Source organism: Mesorhizobium oxytropidicola (assembly GCF_056174625.1).
The window spans coordinates 6496993-6520546 of the sequence record NZ_CM149692.1; the positions used below are offsets into that span (position 1 = coordinate 6496993).

Here is a 23554-nt window from a genome sequence, read left to right on the forward strand (position 1 = left end):
GAGCGGGCGCCCAGGAGTGCGCCGCAGAGGACGCTTGAGACGCGTTTGGTGGCAAGGTGAGCGATGTCGCCCTTCCCTTTGACAGCTTTGGCGTGAGCCATAAGGGCTGTGTCCGCGAGGTTAACGAAGACAATTATCTGCTTGAGCCACGAACCGGGCTTTGGGTGGTGGCCGACGGAATGGGCGGGCATGACGCCGGAGAAGTCGCGTCGGCCAGCATTGTCGACCATCTCGCCACGATCGGCATCGCAAGCTCGGCTCCGGATCTGCGGGCGCGCTTCGAGGACAGGCTGAGCCGGGCCAATGCTGAAATCCGCGGCATATCGGAATCGCGCGGCATAACCATCGGCTCCACGGTCGCCGCCCTGTTGGCGATGGACGGACGGTTTGCCTGCCTGTGGGCGGGCGACAGCCGGGTCTACCTGATCCGCAACGCCGCGATCTCGCAGATTTCGAAGGACCATACCGAGGTGCAGGAACTCTTGGACCGAGGCATGATCAGCGCGGCCGAGGCGCTCACCTGGCCACGCCGCAATGTCATCACGCATGCGGTCGGCGTCAGCGACGACTTCGTCATCGACTTCCAGCAGGGCGAACTGATGCCGGGGGACATTTTTGTGCTGGCCACCGATGGGCTGACGGCCCATGTCACCGACGCGGAGATCGAGGCAGCGGTGGTGTCGGCAACGCCTCAAGCGGCCTGCGAAAATCTTTTGGAAACGGTGCTGGCGCGGGGCGGAACCGACAATGTCACCATTGTACTGGTGAAGATCGCAAACGAGCGCAATGGACAATCGCTCCACCCTGATCTGTCCAGAGCGGAGGGCCGAGGCTGATGAGCGCCGACGACAAGACGCGAATATCGCCGCAGGTGGCCAACACCGCCGTCGGCACACAGCTCAGCGGCATCTACGAATTGGACGAGCGCATCGCATTCGGCGGCATGGGTGAGGTCTACCGCGGCCACAACATCCAGACCGGAGACCACGTCGCGATCAAAATCGTGCTGCCGGAATTTGCCCGGGACCAGACGATCCTGTCCTTGTTTCGCAAGGAGGCCTCGATCCTCAACCATCTGTCGCATGACGCGGTCGTGCGGTACCACGTCTTCACCATCGATCCCGGCATCGGTCGTCCCTACCTCGCCATGGAATTCGTCGACGGCGAGTCGCTGTTCGACATCATGCGGCGTGGGCCGATGCCGACGGAAGCGGTGCGTAAGCTCTGTCATCGCCTCGCATCCGGCCTGAGTGCCGTGCATCAGGCGGGCGCGATCCATCGCGACCTCTCGCCCGACAACATCATCCTGCCGGGAGGCCGGGTCGACCGCGCGAAGATCATCGATTTCGGCATAGCGCGATCGGCGACGGTGGGCGGGGAGACGCTGATCGGCGGAAAGTTCGCGGGAAAGTACAACTACGTTTCACCCGAACAGCTCGGGCTGTACAGCGGCGACGTCAGCGAGCAGTCCGACATCTACAGCCTTGGGCTGGTGCTGGCGGCCGCGCTGCGCGGCAAGCCGATCGACATGAGCGGATCACAGTTCGAGATCATCGAAAAGCGCCGGACCGTGCCCGATCTCTCCGACATCGACGAGGATTTCCGTGGCATTGTCGAAGCCATGCTGCAACCGGATCCGCAGGACCGGCCGGACAGCATGGCTGATATCGCCAGGATGACGCGCGACGAAGACGAAGCGACAACACCGCCGCCATCCCGGACGCCCCGCGACCGTCCGGCTCTGCCAGCGGCGGGGCATACCCTTATCCCTGATCCCAAGGCACAGCCCCAGCCATCCAATGTCGCGGGGCACAGCGCGGCGACGGCAACGGGTCCGGGTGAGCAGCGCTTCGTCCCGCATGTCCGGCCCGCGCATCTGTCCGAGCCGCGGCCTCCGGCAGCCCCCAGCCCGCCACGCATGGCCGCAAGCAATGTCCCCGCAAAACCCGCAAGAACCCGAACCATCGCAATCGCTGCCCTGGCGACGCTGGCTGTCGCTACAGGCGCCGGCCTGTACCTGGGCGGCTTCATGACGCCGGCGACGCCGACTGTCGGCAAGACATCGCTTTCACCCGAACCACCAAAGCCTGCGCCAGAACCATCGAAGCCGATCCCGACGGACAAAGTCGCAAGCCCGCCCGAGCCGGCAAAGCCAATTCCGCCCGCGCAACCGGAGGCCAGCGCACAGCCGGCTGAAAATCAGCCAGAGGCGGCTCAAAAGCCGCAGCCGGCCAAGCCTGCCGAAGCCCCCTCGCCTGCCGAGCAACCCCCGAAGCCGCCGATGATGGCAGCGCAACCGCAAACGGAGCCGAGTGCGCCATCGGCTGCAAGCCAGGCAGATACCAAGACCGTGCAGACGCCGGAGCCCGCGAAGCCCGTTGTTGCCCCGAAAACGGAGACACCCCTGAAGCCATCCGCAACCGATGCGCAGCAACCGCCCGAAAAGGCACCGCCGGCAATCCAGCCGGACAAGATGGCCAGCGGCAGTCAAACGACAGCTCCGCCGCCTGTCACGACCGCTCCAGCCCCGCCAGCCGCGAAGGTCTCAACGCCGCCGCCGGCCCAGCCAGAGGCCGTGGAGCCCCCGAAGCCCAAGCCTCAGATCAGCCCGCCGGCAGCGCCCAAGGCGACCGTGCCGGCGCCTAAGCCCACTGCGAGCCAGACGGATACCGCGAACGCTGAGAGCCAAAACGCCTCGCCACCGCCGGCCAAACAGCCGGACCAGGCTGTCGTCGCGTTAAATGTGCCCAAACCAGCGATCCCTCCGGTCGTCGACGACCTCGCGCAACGTGTCTCTTGGGTTCGCGACTTCGGCGGCGGCGACTGTTTCTATGCGACCATGACATCGTCAACCGACAAGGCCGCCGCGATCGAAGGTTTTGGCACGGCGGTGCAGCCATTCGAACGGATGCTCAGCGACTTCCAGGCAAAATTCCATGTCGAACCCGACATCAGCGTCCGCCTCATCGAGCCGAGCCAATGCGAAGTCACCAACTTTCTGCGCTTCCTCGGGCAGACCGCGGCCGACAAGCCGCAGCTTGTTCTCGACCGGACATCGGTGCCTGATGGTACGCCGATCAGCGGCACGCTGGTGACGCGCGGCGGGCTCATTTCCAGCGTGCTGCTGATCGATCACAAGGGCATGGTGTTCAATCTCGACGACCGCATCGTCGCGCAATCGGACAAGGCTACCTTCAGCATTCCGATTGGCCTCGGCGCCGCCGATAAGGCCACTGGGAAGGCCGTGCCGCAGATCATCATGGTGATCACCGGCCCGCAGGATATCCAGGCGGCGGCCATCTCCACGCCGATGCCGGCCTCGGTGGTGCTGCCGAAAATTCTCGAGGAGATCGAGACCGACGGATCGCAATTTTCAGCCACTGCCAAGTATTTCCGGCTCGGCGGATAGCATGGACGCCCGATGGAACTCCGCCGCGCGTGTTTGCCTCCTGCCGACCTGCCGATAGAGCAGCGTGATCCGGCTCGAGCCCTGCTTGCCCTGACCGGCCGCATGAGGCTCGCGATCATGGCTGGAGCGGCATTGCTGGCCGTGTTGGCGTCCGGCGAAGCGCGCGCCGAATTCACGGTCTGCAACCAGACACTCGACGTCGTCAATCTGGCGGTCGGCCAGAAGGTCGACAATGCGGACCAGACCGACGGCTGGTGGACCATCGGCGCCAACCAATGCGTGAACGTCATCCGCGAGGAACTGACGAACCGCTACATCTACATCTATGCCACGGATGTGTTCGGCCATGCGATCCTGACCGGATCGACCGAGATGTGCATCGAGCGGCGGCGGTTTTCGATCCGCGGCATCGACGAATGCTGGCAGCGCGGCCATATCGCGGCGCAATTTCTCGAAGTCGATACGCTCGAGCAGGTGCGGTGGACCTTCTTCCTGACCGGAAGCAATCCGTGACGCACAGTATCGACACCAGCTTCAGAGAGAAAAAGCAGGCGCGCGCCGCGCTGCGCAGGCGCACGCTTTGGCGCAGGCTCCTTGCCGGTTTCGCCGTAGTGATCCTGCTGTCCATCGCCGCCGGTTTCTACTTCACCGCGGACTATTGGTCGTTCGGTGACGAAGACGAGGAGTTGCACGCGGTCGAAGGTGCGGATGATGTGCCTGCCGATGCATCCGTCTATGTGCCCGCCATCATCGACCTGGCGGGAGATCCGATGTGGATCACGCTAGCGCCCGATGCCGACACGGCAAGCAAGGGCCATACGGTGGCGCGCCCGGCCGAGCTCGACAGTTCCGGCGCCTCGCCGCAGATCGAGATCCTCTCCGACGTGATGCTGAGCGCCAGCGAAAAGTTCATGACGACGATCCCGTCGACGCAGGAGGACTTCGCCTTCTTCCAGGCACAGCGGCGGACCGCCCCGACATCTCCGGCTGCCGCACCCGCCGAGCAGGCCGCTCCGCCTGCCCCGGCGGCACCGGACGACCAGCAGGGCGACCTGGACAATGACCTTCAGGCGGCACCCGAAGCGAGCGAGGCCCCGGCCGGTTCGGCGCCCAAGGCGGATGCCGACGACCCGGAGGCCGGCTGGGGAGAGACCATCGATCAGGGCGAGGCAGCGCTGCCCGCCTTCAAGAAGACCCAGATCGAGAACAATACGACCGTCGCAACCGTGACCAGCGAGTACCAGCGCTTCGAGGCGACCGAAGACACGTTCGTGAAGATCCTCAACGACCGCAGCCTGGACAGTGTTGCGCTCGATGCACATTTTTCCGCCGACGACGCCAAGCTCGCAGGCGAGGCGCTGAAGAGCCTGTTCAACCGCGACAGCCTGGAGCCGGGTTATGTCGTTGCCATGCGCGGATTCCGGCCGAACCGCGAGACGACGACAATGTCGCTCATGCAGGTTTCGATCTACGCCAAGAATGTCTTTGTCGGCACGCTGACGCGCAATGCCGCGGGCGCCTTCGTGTCGGGTGTCGACCCCTGGGTGCGCGAGGACCTGTTCAACTATTCCGGTACCGATCAAGGCGGGCCCAAGCGGCAATATCGCCTCCTCGACGCGATCTATTCGACGGCCGCGCGCAACAAGGTTCCAACCGGCGTCATCGGCGAGGCGATCATGTATCTGTCGCGAGGACAGGACCTCGACGCCTTCGCCAGCGAGGACCAGCGCCTGGTGCTGATCTACTCGCAGACGCCGCGCGGCAAGGACGAGACGTCCGGGCGGGTGCTTTATGTCGGCGTCCAGGGCGGTGAGAAGACCATCGACTGTTTCGTCTTCCAACAGAGCGACGGCCAGTTCGCCTGCGTCACCGGCAATGACGAAGTGCGCTCGCTCAACGTCGCCAACGGCATGGTCACGCCGGTGAACGGGGTGATGACCTCGACCTTCGGCCCGCGCAAGCACCCGATCCTCGGCGTCGTTCGTATCCACAAGGGTGTCGATTGGGCAGCCCCTGTCGGCACGCCGATCATGGCGGCCTTCGACGGCGAGATCAGCTTTCAAGGCGATGGCGGCAGCTATGGCAATCTGGTGAAGATTTCGCACCCAAACGGCCGCGAGACGCGCTACGCGCATATGCAAAAATTCGCCATTGCGAGCGGCGTCGGCACCAAGGTGAAGGCCGGCGACGTCATCGGCTATATCGGCACCACCGGGCTTTCGACCGGCCCGCACCTGCATTTCGAGCTCTACCAGAACGGCGAGGCAATCGATCCGCTGGGGACGGCCCTCACGGTCGCCACCTATGACACTGGCAATTCCGGTAATTCCGGCGATGTTGCCGTCGAAACGCTGACCGAGCGGATCGTTCATGTCGAAAGCGGCGGCAGCGCCCGCGCCAAGAACCCGAATTCGTCGGCGACCGGCGCCGGCCAGTTCATAACCAAGACCTGGATCCGGATGATGAACACCTATCGCCCGGAGCTTGCACGCACACTGTCGACCGCCGACCTCTTGGCCTTGCGCTACGACGCCACCATTTCGCGTGAGATGGTGCGCAATCTGGCACGCGAAGGCGAGGCCTATCTGCGGGCGCGCGGCCACCAGATCACAGCCGGACGGCTCTATCTCTGCCATTTCCTCGGCATGGAAGGCGCGCACCAGGTGCTGTCGGCGCCGGGTTCGGCGCAACTGAGCGCAGTGCTTGGGGCGGCCGTCATCCAGGCCAACCCGTTTCTCACCGGCAAGACAGCCAGCTATGTGGTGGACTGGGCGGAAAGGAAGATGGGCCAGAAGCTGAGCCGGGTGGCCACCGATGCCACCCCACCGCCGACGACCACGGAAATCCGCCAGACGTCGCCGGAGTTCGAAAAATACAAGCAGGCGGTCACCGCCCTCATAGGCTCGATTCAGAATACGCTTTGAGCCTGTCTGCCACGGCATTGGTCGCTCAGGCCATTGGCGCCACTATTTTTCAGGCCCCTCCGTGAACCAAAACCGCGGTCAAGATCACATACGTCCAGGAGCCATTGTTGGCACAGGCGACCCAGTCGCTGACGAAATCTAGCACCCTGGTGAGTGGAGGGCTGGTCCATGAAAGCGTTCGCGGTCTTTCTGAGCGGGATTATCCTGGTTTTCCTTGCCGCATTCGGCGCCGAGGCCGCCGCGCCTGACGCCAAGCGCGTCGCGCTGGTGATCGGCAACAGCGACTATGTCCATGCGGTCACCTTGCCCAACCCCGCCAACGATGCCCGCCTCATCGCATCGACGCTGCGCAATGCCGGCTTCGAGGTGATCGAAGGGGTCGACCAGGACAATGCGGGCATGCACAACCTCATCAGCCGATTTACCGAGCAAGCCTATGACGCCGACCTCGCGGTCATCTTCTATGCCGGTCACGGCATGCAGGTCGACGGCAAGAACTACCTGATCCCGGTCGACGCCGATTTGACGTCGCCAGCCTATCTCAAGACCCGCACCATCCAGATCGACGATTTCATGGCCGCGTTGCCGCCCGACCCGGCGATTGGCGTCATCATCCTCGATGCCTGCCGCGACAATCCGCTGGCAAGGACGCTGGCGGCCTCGCTGCCGAAGAGCCGCTCCACCTCGTTGGGCACCGGCCTGGCGCCGGTCGAAGCCAGATCGGACGGCGTCGGTACTGGCGGCCTGCTGATTGCCTATGCAACGGATCCTGGCGCCATCGCTTTCGACGGCGACGGAACCGACAGCCCTTACTCGACGGCGCTCGCCAGGCATCTGACCGAACCAGGCGTCGAAATCCAGAGCGCACTGACGCGGGTGCGCGGCGAAGTGACGGAAACCACGCAAGGTCGCCAGCGGCCGTGGCACAACGCATCGCTGGGACGCGAGGTTTTCCTTGGGAAACCCGTCGCGGCGGCGGCGCCGGCGGCAAATCCCGTTGCCGACGCAGCAGCGACATCCGCTCCCGCCCCTGTCGCCGGCGATTCTCCTTCGTGGGAGGTCGAGCAACGTCTTTGGGACGAGGCTGTGAAGCACAATTCCGGTCCGTTCTATCAAGCCTATCTCGACCAGTTTCCGAACGGTCGCTTCGCCACCGTGGCGCGGCTGAACATTGACGAATTGAACGGCCCGAACGCTCAAAACCGGCAGGTCGCGGCCCTCGATACGAACCAGGCGAACGCCGGTTCCGGCTCTGCCGTGCGGACCTCGGTCAGCGTTCCAGACGAGATGAAGCAGACGCCGGGCACCGAGTTGACGGAAAGTGCAATCGGCCTCGACCGCCAGGGCCGCATCGACCTGCAGTTGCGGCTCGAAGCGTTGGGCAACGAGATTGGGCGCATCGACGGAACCCTGGGCTCTCAGACCCGTGAGGCGATCGGCATCTGGCAATCCGATAACGGACTGCCGCAAACCACCTATCTGACGCGCGAGCAACTGGCGTTCCTCGCGATCCAGTCAGATCCGATGATGGAAGCCGTGCGTGCCGGATATGCCGCTGATCAGGCCCGTACGGCGCAGCCGAAGAAGCCCGTTGTGCAGAAGGCCCGCACGCTAAGGCCGGTGGCACAGAAGCCCCGCAAGCAACAACTGGTCGTTTCGAAGTGGCGCAACCGCGAGACCATGATGGTTCGGCTGGATGATCCTCCGCCACGCCGGCGCGACAACGACTTCCTGACCAAGGCACTGATCTTCGGCGCCGGTGTGGCGATAGGGGGCGTGCTCAAACACTGACACCCAGAGCAATTCACTGTTTCACGGAAACAGTGAATTGCTCTAACTCTTTGTTTTGACGTAATTCTAGCGCGCTACTGCGTCTTGATCCGCATTTCCACGCGGCGGTTGACCGGATCGTACGGGTTGGGGCTGCGGGGGTTCTTCTCGCCCATGCCGATCGCGTTGATGCGGCTGGGATCGACACCGCTGGCCGTCAGGAAGGCTGCCACCGATTTCGCACGCCGTTGCGACAGGCCTTCATTGTAATGCACCGTGCCGGTGGCGTCGGTATAGCCTTCGACGACGAAGCTGAACGTGCTCAGCCGGCTGTCCTTCAGCGCCTTGGCGAACTCATCGAGCTCAGCGCGCGCGGTGGTGTCGAGCGTGGCCGAATCCAAGCCGAAATTGATCAGCATATCGAGGCTGGATTTTTCGCCCGGCGCGTCCTTTGCCTTGGTCTTGCTTTTGCACTCCTCCTCGGTGCCGACGCAAATTCCCCGTGACTTGCCGAGGTCGGCGGCGCCAGTGAAAAACTTCACGATGTCTTCTGATTTCTGAACGGGATCGGCGGAAGCGTGGGTCGAGAAAAACACCACCGCCAACACAAAGGCTGACCTGCCCCACTGCATAGCGGTTACTCCTGTTTGAGCATCCGATTTCGACGATCGTGACGATACCAAAGTTCATGGCAATTGTCTGTCGATAAACGCTGGTGGGCACGATCGTGCCAAGGGGTGTTGCGGCGGCACCGGGTTGAGACTTGACCAGCGCCCCGCCTGGGGCTTGAGTGGCCAAGGCTTCTCGATGAAGGCGTGGCGATCATGGCCAATGGGCTCCGATTCAAGACGGCACGAGATCTTTTCATGGCTTGCCCCGCTATTGCCCGGGACATGAGAACCCTTCCAACCGACCAAAGCTCGATCGCGTTTTGCCGCGAGTTGCTCGCCGGACGCGTTCCCGAAGAAGCGATTACCTTCTGTGCCTACCTGCTTCCCGAGCGAGCCGCGGTCTGGTGGGCGCATGAATGCCTGAGCCATCTGACCGAGCTGTTCGATGCGACCGATCAGGAATTGCTTGCGCATGTTGGCGACTGGGTGGGTGAACCGGACAATCCCCACCTTCGGGCAGCCGTCAGCACAGCGGCAGCGACACCACCGACAACGCCGGTCGGCTGGATTGCGCTGGCTGCCGGATGGCGCGACAGTTCGGCTAATGCCGCAACGATGGCACCGGCCTTGCAACCATTTCCTGCCGCCCATGCGGTCAATGCCGGAATTCTGGCCGGACTGGCCCGTGTCGCGCTCGCGGACCGGTTTGCCGTTCTTTCGGCATTTGTCGAAATGGGCATCCAGATGGCCGAGATCGAGGCGCGCCAATCGGCGGATGCATATTAGAACAGCGCCATCCCGACAGAAATCAGACTTCCTACTTGCAGCCGCCTTGCGCCCATTTGGCAAGCGCCACTTTGAAGCGTGTCCCCAGCGGATGTTGCAGGCGCAAGACAGAGACATCGTTGGCGGCGAAATTCTTCGCCTGATCGCACAGCCTGGCCTCGTTCCATTCATGGCAGCCGTCGCAGTGCTTGTCCTCCCAGACCGACTTGTCCAACCCCTCCACCGGACTGAACAGGGGCTTGCCCTTGATCAGTTCGGCGATGCTCTTGCCGTCGATTGCCGCGTCGCCGAAATCGACCGGATGGTTGAAAAGGATCGGGGCATCCGACGCCAGTTCGGGGATTTTCTGGCGCAGCACGTCGAGTGCCAGCTGATCGTCGCTTTGGCCTGACGCACCGGCGGCGCCGGTGTTGCGCGCCTCGGAGCCGCCTTCGGCCTGAGGTGTGGCCGCTTCGCCCACGATCAATGGCGCGTTGAGATCGACCTTGTGCAGGACGACCTCCGTGGTCAGCGATACATTGAGCCAGGGGCGCTGCTTGCCGGCGGTTGCCTTGAAGACATCACCGGTCACCCTGTTCATCGCCTCGGTGATGGAGACGTTGGGCGCGCCGATGTGCTGAAGCAGCGCGGCGGTGAACGGCGAATGTTCGCCCGACCCGTCATAAGCGAGTTGATTGGGGCTGGCGGCGAAGGCAACGAGCGTGCCGGCGCCGCCATTCTCGATCGGGATCTCGGCGAGGCCGCTGCTGGCGCCATGGACGCCCGCGGTCTTGGCCAGCACTTCGGCGAGGGGATTGTCGCGACAAGCGTCGAGAAACACCAGCCTGATGCTGGTCTCCCGCGACATCTGGCGTAAAACGAAATCAACCGACACGGCCTCGAAGTCGAGGGAGGTCTCGTCCTCCAGCGCGGCGTCGACCGGAAGCAGGTAGTTTTTGCCCGAAACCTGCAGACCGTGGCCTGCGTAGAAGAACAGTGCGATATCGGCACCGCGCACCTGTTTTGCGAACTGGGCGATGGTTGCCTGCGTCTGCGGCTTGGTCAGGTCAAAGCCCGAAACCACCTCGAAGTCGAGCTTCTTCAGGCGTTCGGCCATGGCTTGGGCGTCGCGCACCGGATTGGCGAGGGGTGCCGCATGCTGATACTGGGCGTTGCCGAGGACCAGGGCGACGCGGCGCTCGGCACTGGCGGCCGTCACAGTCAACAGCAAGGCGAGCAGCGCGAAACTGGCGGCGCGAAAGAGGCCACCGCAACGGGCGATCGGATCGGACCTCACCGCCACCTCAGAGCTTGGTCGCGGAAAATTCGATCCGCCGGTTGAGCGCCTTGTTCTTGGGCGTATCGTTGGCGGCAACCGGACGCTCCTCGCCATAGCCCGCGGAACTGACCTGGTTGCGCGGAATGCCCGCGGCAATCAGGGCGTCGGCAACCGCCTGGGCCCGGCGCTCCGACAATTGCTTGTTCGCCTCCGGCGATCCGTCGGAATCGGTATAACCGGAGACCTCGACCTTCAGGCTCGGGCATTTTCCGACGACACCTTCAACCTCGGTCAGCAAGGGGCGGCTTTTCGCATCGAGCCGCGCACTGGCGGGCCGGAAGTAGATGGCGCCGGTGCGCGAGAGCACGGCGAACCGGTTCAGGCATTCCTCGTCGCTGAAGTTCGCCTTGGCGGCATCGGTGGCGACCGGCCCCACATCGGCCGTGGCGGTCTGGGTGGCGGCCGACTTGCTGCCGTCGGCAGTGAAGACGAAATCGAATGACACCGACGCGGTGGGCACGATGTTGGTGACGTTGGCGGCCTGCTGCAGCTTGTCGATGTTCGGCAGCAGGCCGAAATCCTCGACATGGACAGCGACCGGAGCCTCCGAAGCAACCGACACCATGTTGTCGCTGATCATGGTGACGACGACGCTGGCCTCGAGGTCCTTGTCGACGCCGTGCAGATTGAGGCGGAACGGCAAGGTTGCCTTCACCCTGCGCTTTGTCGCGAGATCGGCGAATGCGGCGGGATCCACTTTCGCCGTCAGCTCGGCGGTCGGGTATTTGAATGTCTCGAAGAACAGGAAGCGCATGCGAACGTTGCGCAGGTCGACGCCGGTATCGACCGAATTGAGGTCGAACGTGACCTTGGCATCGCCCGCCGCGCTCAGCGTGCCGGTGATGTTCCTGATCTTGTTGGTCTCAACGATGGTGTTCTTCTTGACCGACTGGTAGGTGATCACCGAAGCGGTGGGATCGAGCGTCCAGTTCGGCGCGGCATTGGCGGCTTGCGACCCAAGCAACAGCCATGACGCAACGATCAGGCCAAGAGCCCTTGCAGCAGGGCCTTTCGACGTTGTCTTCCACCAGAATGCGACGACTTCGAACATGGACCGCCCCTGCCCAGGACTACCGTATCGACACCGAACACCACGTGAACACGGTCGAAGCATAGAGCACTTGCACGCTCTTGGCGACCTGCTGTTGGAAGCTCATCCCCAGCCGCCACCACCACCGCCACCCGAACCCCCGGTGCCGCCACCACCGCCGCCGCCGCCACCAGTGCCACCGCCCAACGGTGGAACGACGACAGGTGTGGTTTCCTCAACCGGCACAATCACCTTCTTGGCGGTGACTTTCTTCTGCTGGCCGATCTTCGGCGTCGACGTCGTGCGAACGAGCTTCGGCTTGTGCTTCGTCGTCGTCAGCACCGGTTCGGGCTTGGGCGCGACGGACATGCAGCCCGTTAGCCCCGCCAGGGCACCGGATAGAATCGTTGCAATCAATGCCTGCTTCACTGCCCTGCCCACGATCGCCTCCTTGTGGATCAAAACAAGTCCCGACGCGGATTGGCTTGCTCCCAGACCGCTCTGGCCGTCTTGACCAGTTGGTCGTCCAGCGAGCCGTTCGCCGCGATCTTGGCCTTGAGTTCGCCGCGCAATTGCTTGAGCGCCGCCGTCTTCGCCTTCACTGCGAATTTCGTTAGCGTCGTCTGGGCGCCCGGCAATTCGTTGCGAAGATCGAGCGCGACGGCGAAGGCCAGATAGCGCACAGCTGTGACCTGGTCGGCCTTGTCGCCCTTCTGCATTTCGAGAGCCGCGCGGTCATATGCGCCGGACTGATCGCCGCGTGCCGTGGCCAGTTCGAACAGTCTCTGCGCTTCATCGAGGTTCTGCCCTACGCCGACACCGTCGCGGTACATGCGGGCGAGGCTGGCCGGAGCGTAAGGCTGGCCGAGATCCATGGCCTTCTGGAAAAGCCCTTGCGCCTGGCCGGGATCCTTCTCGACGCCCACGCCAGCCAGGTAGTTGCGGCCGAGCAGGTTCATCGAATACATGTCCTGCCGCTCCACGCCGGCTTTCAGAAAGGCCACGGCGCGGGCCGGATCGGCGGGCACGCCATTGCGGCCTTCGGTGAAGATCGCGGCAAGATCGTTCATCGCGTAGGTATGGCCCATGGCGGCCGCCTTGAGCAGCAGGTCCAGCCCCTTGCCGGTGTCGCGCTCGACGCCATAGCCATTGAACAAGGCACGCCCCCATGACGTCATTCCGTAAGGATCGCCCTTGTCGGACGCCGCCGCGTAGAAGCTATTGGCCTGCTTGCGGTCGATCGGCATTCCCGTGCCCGTCGCGTTGAAGTAGCCAAGCTCGAACACGGCGCGGACGTGGCCTTTGTCGGCTGCCGCCTGGACGGCTTTCTTGGCTTCCTCGACCTTACCGGCCGCAAGCAGCGCCCGGCCCAGTTCGTAGCGGAAGCGGGCGACATCGGGATAGACCTTCACCGCCGCCTCGCAGGCCTTCACGGCTTCAGTGCCGATTTCATTCGGCAGCAGGCCAGGGACGACGCCTTGCAGGTCGAGAGGTTCGCCGGCGGCCTGGTCGCACGGGTCGACGCTTGGCGACAGCTTCATCGTGGCGGGCTTGGATGAGCTGCTGTCGGCCCGGATCTCGAAGCCGACCTCGACCGGCGCGGCGGCACCGATCTGGGGTTCGTAGCGCAGCTGGTCGACCTCATCGGCCATCAGGCTCGACTCCGGTGACAGGGCACGATCCGGCAGGGACAGGGTTCCCGTTGCCGGATAGCTCGCAAGTTTCAGGCTGACCGCGGGATCGTTTGTCGGGAAATCCAGCTTCAGCGGAACCGGTCCGACACCGACCGGAACGCTGATCTGACGGTTTTCGATCGCCTCGGCGGCACCGGTGATATGGATGCCCCGCTCCAGCACCTGCTGCTTCTGCTCGGTCTCGAGCGAGGCGACAATCTGTTCGCCTTGGGCGCCCTCGCCGTTCTTGACACGGAACACCATGATGCCCTGGGATTGGCCACCCCAATTGTCATGCGTGGCGTAGGCCAGCATGTCGACCTCTTCGGGTGTACCGACGCCCTTGGGCACATCCATCTTCAGGCGCGGCAGGTCCCGGCCCTCGATCGGTTCGCCGACCGCGACAGCCTTGCCGTCCAGCAGCAGGCGCCCAAGTGCTGGCGGCCTTTCGATGCTGACGGTGATCGATCCGCCATCGACATCGACCGGTTCCGGCAGGTCCAGGGCAACAGGTCCGACGCCCGACGGGACGACCTTCTCAAGAACCGGCGGCAGCGAGGGCCGGCTGGCGCGGCGCATCAGCACGACTTCGTCGATGAGCGAGGAGTTTTCCCAGGGGACCTGCTTGCCGTCGGTCGCCTCGACCACATCGCGGCGCACAGCGGCCATCACCGAGCGTATCTCCTGGTTCGGCGCCAGCGCACGACGCGAGAATGCGGATGAGAACGGGCTGAGGTCTCCCGCGCCATCATAGGCGACCGCCCCCGGCTCGGTGGCAAAGGCAATCAGCGTGTTCAGCGAGCTTTTGACCTGCGCAAGACCGGTGTTGCCCGCCGTGATCAGCTGATCCCGCAGCCAATAGTCCTTGCGCGGAAACGGATTGTTGCGACAGGCATCGAGGATGATCACCTGGATCTTCGATTTGGCGCGCAATTGCTGCAGGACGTCGTCGAGCTTGACTGCCTGGACCTCTATGTCGGCCGCGTTCTTCAGCGAAGCATCGACGGGGATCAGGAAATTCTCGCCGCCGATCTGAAAGCCATGGCCGGAATAATAGACGACGGAAAGATCGGCGCCGTCCGCCGCCGCGAGGTAGTTGCGGAACTGCTCCTCGAACTGCAGCTTCGTCAGATCCTTGGCAACGAACACTTCGAAGCCGGCCAGCCGGAATGTCTTGGATACGTCCTCGGCATCCTTGTCGGGGTTCTTGAGAGCGGGGATTTCCCGGTACTCGGAATTGCCGATCACCAGGGCGACCCTTCGATCGGCCGACGCATCGAAGCTCGCAAGGGCCGCTACAAGGAAGACCGCGATCAATCCGCAAAGTCGGAGCATGGCAACTGCCTCAACCGCCGCGACCTGACGACCACAAGCTCCCCAGATTGCGGTATCAAGGTCTGTTGAAGAACTCACAATCCGCCGCGACAGGAACGGAAAAAGACCGAAAAACCGTCGCGGCAGCAGGCACCTTCCTCATCCGGATGTGTAAACTACCTCAGAGCCGAACCGTCCGCAATGAGTGTCGAACCGCCCCGGCGTCCGGCTCCGAAGCACAATTTTTTGAGCAGAAGGGTACGGCAGGCAACCTCGTGTAGCAGCCGCCTGCTACCAACGAGGTGAATTTCGGCGCTACCTATTGTGAATGGCGCATCTGGCGATGGCAGTGTAGGGTTCGCTGCAAATAAGAGCGACCGTACTCACGGCACCGCCAAGCCAACGAATCTGGGAGGATTCATGGTCGAGATCATCTCCAAGCGGGACGGCCCGCGTCGCGAGGATGTTCAGGTCAAACGACTGATCGAACAGAACCGCTCGACCATCACTCGCATTGCCGACCAGATCAGCGGCGGCGGCTATTCGGCTTCGAAGAAGCCACGCCAGCAACCCAAGGCGGAAGGACTGATCATCCATGTCGGCGGCAGCGCTGCAACCGCTGCCGAAGCGAGCCCATCCATCCGCGTCACCATGAACGGCCGTGTGATCTCCAAGGATCAGAACAGCGGCCGCCAGCTTCATCATATCGGCGACGTCCGCAATCGGGACGGAGAGCAGATCTTCGTGCTGGCAACGAAACACAACGGCTTCTTCTCGCCGGTCGACGAAACCATCGCCGAGGCGCTCGCCGGGCTGGACGGGTCCCGGCTGACCGCGACCTATACCGAGGACCAACTGGCAGCCGACATCGGCGCGAAACTCGGCATCGACTGACGGCAGGCAGTTGGGCGTCGCTGCGCACGTCCAATCCGCGACAGCATACAGAAATGGCATACCTCAAAGGTACTGTGATGACTGAATGAGACACGCGAGCGGCCCCAATCCGATGAAAACCGATGCTCTTTCGACGCATGCGTCGATGGCCACCGGACAACTGGTTCTGGACAGGATCGACTATGACGAGCGCGCCACCATGCGCGCCTGGGAAAGTTTTCTCTCCGACGAGCCGACATCCGCGCGCGATCCGGTCCACGTCCGCTCGCTGATCCACGATTCCTGGTATCGCAGCGCCACCGGCGGCATCAATGCTCAAGGCATCGAAGCGCCGCTGAGCAGCGATCGCGACGAGATCGAATATCTGACCCGCGCCAATGCGGAACTGCTTTCGGCGGCACGCCGGTCGTTCGCCTCGCTCGGCCAGTTGCTGGACGGCACAGGCGCGATGCTGGTACTCGCCGACAGCGACGGCGTGCTGATCGATGCCATCGGCGACAAGAAAACGCTGCATGACGGCATGGACATCCACCTCGCCATCGGTGGCAAATGGAATGAGGGCGCCGTCGGCACCAACGGCATCGGCACGGCGCTGTGGACCGGTGAGCCGACTTTCGTCCATGCGGCCGAGCATTTCTGCGCCGGCATCAAATCCTGGACCTGCGCTGGCGCGCCGATCCGCGATCCGCTGGACGGCAAGATCATCGGCGTCGTCGACCTGTCGGGCTATTCGCCGATCTTCCGGCCGCACAACACCGCGCTGGTCGCCGCCACCGCCAGGCAGATCGAAAAGGCGCTGGCCGAGCAGCAGCAGGAACAGCGCACGCGGCTGCTCGAAGCCTTCATTTCGTCGGCTCCAAGCTACCGCCGGAAGGACGGGCTGGTGATCGTCGACCATCGCGGCCGCGCCATCTTCTGCAACAACGTGCCCAATGGCGACACGACGGAGATGATGGACGGCCCGATGGAACCTGGCCGTGGCCGCTGGCTGATGAACCTGCCGGCCTCCGGCTCGGACACCGATCTCGCCAACGCGCTGCCGCCGCATCTGCGCTCCTGTCATGTCACGCCGCTGAAGCTCGATGGCGACCTTCGCGGCGCGGCCCTGGTGTTCCCTTCGGTGCCGGCCGTCTCCAGCACGACGGTGATCCGTCGGGAGGAGAACAAACACCTGCGGGCCGCCGCGGCGATGATCGTCGGCGAAAGCGAGAAATTGCTGGCCGCCGTCGATATTGCTTCCCGGGTGGCCGGGTCGAACGGGGTCACCTCGTTGCTGATAGAAGGCGAAACCGGTGTCGGAAAGGAGCTGTTCGCGCGACTTGTCCATGCCGGCAGCCGGCGCAGCGAAAACGACCCGTTCATCGCCATGAATTGTGGCGCGATCACCAAGGAATTGTTCGGCAGCGAATTGTTCGGCCATGTGGCCGGCGCCTTTACCGGCGCTTCGCGCGACGGCAAGCCAGGCATCTTCGAACTCGCCAATGGCGGCGTGCTCAGCCTCGACGAGATCGGCGAGTTGCCGCTCGAAATCCAGCCCTTCCTGTTGCGTGTCTTGGAAGAACGTGTGGTCCACCGCATTGGTGACTCCCGGGGTCGGCCGGTGGATGTGCGGCTGGTCGCCTCGACCAATCGCGACCTCAAGCAGGAGGTCGCGGCCGGACGCTTCCGCAGCGATCTCTACTACCGCATCGGTGCGGTCTCGATCCATGTCCCGGCGCTGCGCGAACGCGGCGACGACGTGCTGTTGCTGATCGAGCATTTCAACCGGCAGATCGCTAAGCTGGCCGGCAATGATCCGCTGGAGTTTTCGAACGAGGCGCTCGACGCGCTGCGGGCCTATCGCTGGCCTGGCAATGTGCGCGAACTGAAGAACCTGGTCGAACGCCTGCACATATTGGCGCGCGGCGGGACGGTCGAACTCCAGGATCTTCCCGGAGAAATCAGTGCAGGCAATCGCAACGCCATGGCCACGCATGGCGACCATCCCGCAACCATGCTCGAAGCACCGGTATGCTCATTCGAAGATGCGGAACGCCAGGCGATCAAGAATGCGCTTGCCGCGGAGAGCGGCAATCTCAGCAAGGTTGCGCTGCGGCTCGGCATTTCGCGGCCGACGCTCTATCGCAAGCTCGGCCAATACGGCATCCGACGCGGCTTCCTCTAGTCCTCACAGCGGCATTGGATTGAACTATTTGGGTACGGTGTAGAACTCGTGGGTGTTCATCTGAGCATTGATCCCCGGCATGCCGTCGGATTGGAAGGAGCCGCCGGCGACATGGAACTCGCTGCCAATGAAGCCGGCTACGAAGCCGTGGCGGGCAATCTGCATATGCGGTAGCGTCTGCCACGTGTCTGTTGCGGGATCGTAGGCCTCAAGAGCCCAGAATGTGCGTTTGCCCGCCGCGTCCTGGTACTCGCCACCCGTCACATAGATCTTCCCGCCATAGACACCGCCCGACACCCCACCGCGCGGTGTTGGGGAACGGCCCTTGTAGGTCCAGGAATCGGATTCGGGATCGTATTCCTCGACCAGATCGGTGACGTCGCTCTTGGTCACGAAGGGCAGACCAATTCGACCGTCAATCGCATAAATCTTCCCACCGACAGCAGCGGCGAGAAAGTGATTGCGGCCGGTCTGCATGGGAGCCCGGCTTGTCCAAGTGTTGGATGCGGGGTCGTAGACCTCGACAGTCCTCCCGACGATGTTGGGAACTTCGGCCCAAAGGGGCTCCTTCATGTCGCGGCCATGCTCGTGGGCATGCGCGCCGCCGACGACATAGATTTTTCCGTCGAGTACCACAGCCGCAGCCGCTCCGCGGGCAGTTGGCATGGGTGCAAGCCTGGACCAGCTGTCGGTCTTCGGATCGTAGACAAAAGCATCAGCGGTCGGTTGCCATTCCTTGGTGCCCGGCTCTCCGACGAAACCACCGAACACGTAGACTTTGCCGTCGTAAGCCACCGTTGCTGTATGATGGGCCGGCTCAGTCATTGCCGCTCTCTGCGACCAGGTTTTCGTATTCTCGTCATACATGACAACCGTGCCTACAGGCATAACCTCCGGCACGTCGATGCCGCCAATGACGAACCATTGATTGCCCACCACGGCGCTGGAGTTCTCGCTCTGAGGCTCCGGCATCGGCGTTCCCATCCGCCACGTGCCCGCCTGGGCGAACGCTGGCGCGAGATTAAGTGCCAGATTGATCATCGCTGCGGAAACCAGCCATTTCGTCTTCATTGGAAGCTCCTCGGTTGCGGTTGGGCGCCGACCGGGAATTGCCTGAGCGCCTTCGCCTCGCAACGGGAGGTAACTGACCGTATGAACAATGAGAATTATCGAATATGGAATGGACCCTTTGGACTCGCCAAACAATGCGACGGCAGGGCCTAGCGAGGAAGACAAATGCACAAGCCCGAATTGCGGGAGCTCATCGCCTTCGCGGAGGCAGCTCGGCACTTGAACTTTACCCGGGCCGCCGCCGCACTGGGGGTGTCGCTACCCAGCTTCAGCCAAACGCTGAGGGGTCTGGAAGAGAAGCTCGGCGTGAGACTGCTCACTCGAACCACCCGTAGTGTGTCGTTGACCGCGGCGGGCGAAGAGCTTCTTACCAACATAGGCCCGATATTGAGCGGACTGGACAGTGTCCTCGACGGATTGAACAAGTTCCGTAGCGCTACGGGCGGAAAACTGAGAATTCTGGGTTCACGGACGGCAACAACCGTCCTGATAGCCCCTCTTATCGGCCGCTTCCTTGCAAAGCATCCCGAAATTGAGCTCGAAATCCTCGTCGATGATCTTCACCTCGATCTGGTGGAACACCGCATCGACGCGGGCATTCAGGTCGGGGAACGCATCGAGAAGGATATGATTGCCGTTCGGATCGCCGAACCCTTCAACGAAGTTCTTTTTGCTGCGAAGGACTACCTGGTGGCTCATGGTGAGCCAAGCGAGCCCAGCGCACTGGCGGATCACTGGTGCGTTCGCCTTCGATCCCCGTGGGATGGCACAATCCAACCCTGGACCTTGCACAAAGGGGCTGAGAAGGCCGAACACGCCACCGGCATGCACGTCGTGGCCAACGATCTTCGTGCGGTCGCCAGTGCGATTGCCGGAGGCGCCGGAATCGGCCTGGTGCCAACCGTTCTTCTGCAGGATGAGCTGCGGTCGGGGCGCGTCGTGACCGTCCTCGATGGGTGGGGTTCCCAAATCTCCGGGATCTACTTGTACTATCCCAGCCGCCGGCAGATTCCTGCAGCCCTTGCTGCCTTCATAACATTCATGAAGCAGAACAGACCCGCGCCGATATCTGCCTGCAACGAGAAGGCCGCGGGCGCGGTGGAACCCTAGAAAAGCAGCGGCAGCCTTTTCGGGTGGCCGCTGCCCTCCAAGCAAAGCAGAGCTCAGGGCTGCGGAACAAAGATGCCGCGGGAGTAGACAGGCAACGATACGACCGAGACAAGGCTCTCGCTGCCGTCGAAGATCGCGGTCAACTTTCCACCTTCGGCCTTCATGGACAGGCTGCGGAGATGGTTTGCGTCGCCGGACCTCACGACGTCAGCGGCTTCATTGTAGCGATAGATGCGCGAGAATTCTGGCTTGAGCTGCGAGTAGACGTGACTGTCGCCCTTTTCCAGGGTCACCGGGCCACGTTCGAATTCCGTTTGCAGTGAAACCTTCTCACCGCCACCTTCGAAGTTCCAGGTCTCGCTCACCGTCGTCGGGCCCGAGTTGTAATGAACCTCACGATTGACGTCGTCGTTGGCCGTTTCGGCAATGCCGTAAGGACCGGCTCCACCGCGCGAAAGGCCATCGAACAACATCAGCACGCTCTCGCTGCTTCCGGTCTTGCGAACGGGGATGCCGAACAGCACGTAGCGGTACGGAGCCCCGACGGTACCCTTGGGATCCACCGCATAAAGCTGGTCCACAAATTCAACCTGGAGGTTGGCGCCGGCGGCAGGTGCTGTCGTAAACGGGCTGAACTCCCAGCCCGCTGGCAGGAACTTGGAGAGCGTGGCGGTCGAAGCCTTGTAGTAGAGAATCGTACGGACATCGGAATTGCTTCCGCTGTAAAGCTCGGCGGCGTTTGCCAGAGAAGGCAATGCAAGCGCAACGACGAACGCGGCGGCCAGGGCAAGACGGTTGCCCGGCGATTTGTGTTTCATCATTTCAATGGTTCCTTTGGGGTACGTCGGCTCCGTCGGGTGCCGTCGCTGAAAAGAGGATCAGAAGCCGGCGAGGCCGGCCTTGGCGCACTGCTCGTCCTGCGCGCCCGTGCCGCCGCTGGCCGAGATCGCACCGATGATCTTGTCGTCCTTCATGACCGGAATGCCGCCAGGCGCCGCGATGACGTGATCCATGTTCAGCATGAACGGCCCCATCTTGGCGGTGACATCGAAGAAGTCGCGTGTCGGACGCTTGTAGAGGGCTGCCGAAGCTGCCTTGTCCAAGGCGATCTGGGCGCTCGCCACCTCGGTGTTATCCGCCTTCTCGTAATAGACCAGGGCGCCGTGCGTATCGACGACGGCGATGGCCATGAGCCACTTGTTGGCTGCGCATTCCTTTACAGCGCCGGCGGCAACCTGCTTGGCCTCCGACAGAGTGATGTCGGGACCATAAACATCAGCGTCGCTGGCAAATGCGGAGGTGGTAACCGAAAGAAACCCAATGGCTGCGGCGGTTCCGGCCCATTGTGATATAGACATGTTGAAACCTTTCATTGGTCATGCGACCTTGTTTCGTCGAGACGAAGCGAAGGTCGCTGCCCGCCTCACGAGAAAACCAAACGGGCACTCATCAATCCTTGGCGGATTTGAGAGTGAATGCCGTTGGTCACTGGACAGGGATATGCCTGCCTGTCCCGCGAATGAATGACGAATTGCGAAATGGCGTATTTGGGGATGTGAAAGAATGGGCGAGATGACAGTTGGTGATCACTGAAAATCCCGCATCTTTGCGACTCCGCGAACCAAGCCCAGCTCCTTTCACCTGCGCTACAAAAAACCCGCGGCATTCGCGCCGCGGGTTGGGGAAATTCGTCTACCGAAATTGCCCTCAGGCAGCGGCCACGGAGATGATCAGGTCTTTACGACCGCACCGGTCACTTTCTCCGAGACGTAGCCGAGGGTGTTACCGATGATCAGCGAAATCACCACGGCGGCCGCGACCTTGACGATGCCGCCGATGCCTTCGCCATAGGCGGCGGCACCAAGCAGAAAAAGCGCGGCGGTCGTTGCGTAGCCATAGACCGCCGACGGAATGACGCTCAACAATGGCAGTTTGGCCGCGAGGATCAGGACGATGATTGAAATGCCGACGCAAATGCCGGCCGTGATCGCCGTAACGCCAATGGACGTCAGCGCTATCAGTGCGCCAGCCGCGCAAATCGCACCCCAAAAATTGGCAACCGCCGAGTTCTTGAGCCCGGCTTCCTTGCCGCCACAGTGATAGAAGCTCCCCCAGCCGACGAATACCGCCCAGATCAGCAGATAGGGGCTGCCGACCGTGATCGCCGCCCATGTTGCAATGCCACCCATAATGCCGATGACGACGGCCAGCCCTGTAACAAGATCCATGTTGTCCTCCCGTTTTTGCGCGAAGCAAGGAACTCGTTTCAGGATCGCGCTTCGCTGACGTCCCGATACGGAAATGCCATGGCATCAACCACGGAGCTCAAGAGGGAAGGCTTGCCGGGTCAGGCAAGCGGTCAGATCGAACTGGACGCGGCACCGTTCGGCGCCGCATCCGGTCCAAATGCTTCAGGGTACGATGACGCCGCGGCCGGTGAACCGGCGGTTCTTGAAATCGTCGAGCGCGGTGTTGATGCTGGCGAGATTATATTCGGTGTAGTGCATCTTCACCTTGCCGTCGGCGTTGAGCTCCATCAGTTCGACAAGCTCGGTGAAATTGCCGACCAGGCTGCCGCCGATGTTGATCTCCTCGATGACGAGATGCGCGGTCGGCACGTTGATGTTGCCGCCATAGCCGACGACGAACAGTTGCCCGCCCTTGCGCACCATCTTCCAGCAGATGTTCTCGACACCGAGCTCGCCGACAAAGTCGATCACCACATGGGCGCCGCCGCCGGTGATCTGGCTGACCTCCTCGACGACATTCGGGCCGCCATCGAGGACGAAATCGGCGCCCAGATCCTTGGCCAGCACGCGCGCCGCCGGCTCGCGGTCGACGGCGATGATGCGGCAGCCCGAAATCGCGTGCAGCGATTGCAACGCGATGTGGCCGAGCCCGCCTATGCCGAGCAGCACGCAATAGCTGCCGGGTCGCAGCAGTTTGGCGGCACGCTTGGCGGCGCGGTAGGCGGTGATGCCAGCGTCGGCCAGCGGCGCCACTTCGATCGGCGTGATGTTGGCGTTCAGCTTGATCAGCGAGCGCTCGCTGGTGATGAAATACTCGGCGAAGCCGCCATTCATGCCGAGGCCGGGGAATTGGCCGTTGTCGCAATACATGTCCTCGCCATGGCGGCAGTTGAGGCAAATGCCGCATGAGCGGAAGGGATGGCAGATCACCGCATCGCCGCGCTTGACCGACCTGACGCCGCTGCCGACCTCCTCGACCCAGCCGGCATTTTCGTGCCCCATAATGTAGGGCAACAGCGTGCCTTCGGGATCCATGGTCGGCTTCCATACGCCTTCGATGATGTGCAGGTCGGTGCGGCAGAGGCCGGCGGCTCCGACCCGCACGATCACCTCGTCGGGCGCGGTGATCGTCGGCGCCTTGACCTCCTCGATCTTGAGCTGGACGTTCATCTTCGGATCGTATTCGTAGAGTCTGGCAGCTTTCATCGTCGTGTCCTTTCAACGTCGAGAT

Annotated in this window: 19 protein-coding genes; 9 read left to right on the forward strand and 10 right to left on the reverse strand. The window is 62.7% G+C overall.

The genetic code is table 11. The features are described 5' to 3' along the window. Positions 1-56 precede the first annotated feature (56 nt). The 5 genes from AC0V8S_RS32480 (at position 57) to AC0V8S_RS32500 (ending at position 8124) form a co-directional block, all read left to right on the forward strand. A complete protein-coding gene (locus AC0V8S_RS32480; protein WP_183456771.1) occupies positions 57-836 on the forward strand; it encodes a PP2C family protein-serine/threonine phosphatase in 780 nt (259 codons plus the stop codon). Beyond that, a complete protein-coding gene (locus tag AC0V8S_RS32485) occupies positions 836-3409 on the forward strand; it encodes a serine/threonine-protein kinase (RefSeq protein WP_475435619.1) in 2574 nt (857 codons plus the stop codon). Before AC0V8S_RS32480 ends, AC0V8S_RS32485 begins: the two co-directional genes overlap by 1 nt. 102 nt (positions 3410-3511) lie before the next feature. Beyond that, on the forward strand, positions 3512-3922 hold the full coding sequence (locus tag AC0V8S_RS32490; RefSeq protein ID WP_348524750.1) for a DUF1036 domain-containing protein: 411 nt from the start codon (positions 3512-3514) through the stop codon (positions 3920-3922). Next, positions 3919-6333 (forward strand): M23 family metallopeptidase, encoded by a 2415-nt coding sequence (locus AC0V8S_RS32495; protein WP_475435620.1) that lies wholly within the window; start codon positions 3919-3921, stop codon positions 6331-6333. Before AC0V8S_RS32490 ends, AC0V8S_RS32495 begins: the two co-directional genes overlap by 4 nt. A 168-nt stretch (positions 6334-6501) precedes the next feature. Continuing rightward, positions 6502-8124 (forward strand): caspase family protein, encoded by a 1623-nt coding sequence (locus AC0V8S_RS32500; protein WP_475435622.1) that lies wholly within the window; start codon positions 6502-6504, stop codon positions 8122-8124. Between the two features lie 74 nt (positions 8125-8198). Here AC0V8S_RS32500 and AC0V8S_RS32505 read toward each other — a convergent pair whose 3' ends face one another. Next, positions 8199-8735, reverse strand: a complete 537-nt coding sequence (locus AC0V8S_RS32505; RefSeq protein ID WP_096455150.1) for an OmpA family protein — start codon at positions 8733-8735, stop codon at positions 8199-8201. 192 nt (positions 8736-8927) lie between these two features. Here AC0V8S_RS32505 and AC0V8S_RS32510 point away from each other — a divergent pair, with 192 nt between their 5' ends. After that, complete coding sequence (locus AC0V8S_RS32510; RefSeq protein WP_475438737.1) at positions 8928-9500, forward strand: DUF6931 family protein; 573 nt, start codon at positions 8928-8930, stop codon at positions 9498-9500. Between the two features lie 31 nt (positions 9501-9531). On the opposite strand, the gene AC0V8S_RS32515 is transcribed toward AC0V8S_RS32510, so the two are convergent. From AC0V8S_RS32515 to AC0V8S_RS32530, 4 genes are all read right to left on the reverse strand, one after another. Further along, the gene (locus AC0V8S_RS32515) at positions 9532-10776 is read right to left on the reverse strand and encodes a caspase family protein (RefSeq protein WP_475435623.1); all 1245 of its coding nucleotides are present in this window, start codon (positions 10774-10776) and stop codon (positions 9532-9534) included. A 7-nt stretch (positions 10777-10783) separates the two neighbouring features. After that, positions 10784-11869: an OmpA family protein gene (locus AC0V8S_RS32520; protein ID WP_475435625.1), complete on the reverse strand. Its 1086-nt coding sequence runs from the start codon at positions 11867-11869 to the stop codon at positions 10784-10786. Between the two features lie 102 nt (positions 11870-11971). After that, positions 11972-12289: a hypothetical protein gene (locus AC0V8S_RS32525; protein ID WP_475435627.1), complete on the reverse strand. Its 318-nt coding sequence runs from the start codon at positions 12287-12289 to the stop codon at positions 11972-11974. Between the two features lie 17 nt (positions 12290-12306). Continuing rightward, positions 12307-14856, reverse strand: a complete 2550-nt coding sequence (locus AC0V8S_RS32530; protein WP_475435629.1) for a caspase family protein — start codon at positions 14854-14856, stop codon at positions 12307-12309. 399 nt (positions 14857-15255) lie between these two features. Here AC0V8S_RS32530 and AC0V8S_RS32535 point away from each other — a divergent pair, with 399 nt between their 5' ends. Next, a complete protein-coding gene (locus AC0V8S_RS32535) occupies positions 15256-15729 on the forward strand; it encodes a hypothetical protein (protein WP_475435631.1) in 474 nt (157 codons plus the stop codon). An 85-nt stretch (positions 15730-15814) separates the two neighbouring features. Then, on the forward strand, positions 15815-17893 hold the full coding sequence (locus AC0V8S_RS32540) for a sigma-54-dependent Fis family transcriptional regulator (RefSeq protein WP_475435632.1): 2079 nt from the start codon (positions 15815-15817) through the stop codon (positions 17891-17893). A gap of 24 nt (positions 17894-17917) precedes the next feature. Here the strand turns inward: AC0V8S_RS32540 and AC0V8S_RS32545 are convergent, their stop codons facing one another. Next, on the reverse strand, positions 17918-18964 hold the full coding sequence (locus AC0V8S_RS32545) for a Kelch repeat-containing protein (protein WP_475435634.1): 1047 nt from the start codon (positions 18962-18964) through the stop codon (positions 17918-17920). Between the two features lie 165 nt (positions 18965-19129). Between AC0V8S_RS32545 and AC0V8S_RS32550 the strand changes: the two genes are divergently transcribed. Beyond that, positions 19130-20074: a LysR substrate-binding domain-containing protein gene (locus AC0V8S_RS32550; RefSeq protein ID WP_475435636.1), complete on the forward strand. Its 945-nt coding sequence runs from the start codon at positions 19130-19132 to the stop codon at positions 20072-20074. A gap of 53 nt (positions 20075-20127) precedes the next feature. On the opposite strand, the gene AC0V8S_RS32555 is transcribed toward AC0V8S_RS32550, so the two are convergent. The 4 genes from AC0V8S_RS32555 to AC0V8S_RS32570 all read right to left on the reverse strand — a co-directional run bounded on the left by AC0V8S_RS32555 (position 20128) and on the right by AC0V8S_RS32570 (position 23529). Then, complete coding sequence (locus AC0V8S_RS32555) at positions 20128-20895, reverse strand: hypothetical protein (RefSeq protein WP_475435638.1); 768 nt, start codon at positions 20893-20895, stop codon at positions 20128-20130. 57 nt (positions 20896-20952) lie between these two features. Next, entirely contained in the window at positions 20953-21432 is a 480-nt protein-coding gene (locus AC0V8S_RS32560) for a GlcG/HbpS family heme-binding protein (protein ID WP_475435640.1), read from the reverse strand. A gap of 372 nt (positions 21433-21804) precedes the next feature. Further along, positions 21805-22302: a DUF1097 domain-containing protein gene (locus AC0V8S_RS32565; protein WP_475435642.1), complete on the reverse strand. Its 498-nt coding sequence runs from the start codon at positions 22300-22302 to the stop codon at positions 21805-21807. A gap of 183 nt (positions 22303-22485) precedes the next feature. Then, a complete protein-coding gene (locus AC0V8S_RS32570; protein WP_475435644.1) occupies positions 22486-23529 on the reverse strand; it encodes an NAD(P)-dependent alcohol dehydrogenase in 1044 nt (347 codons plus the stop codon). Positions 23530-23554 lie beyond the last annotated feature (25 nt).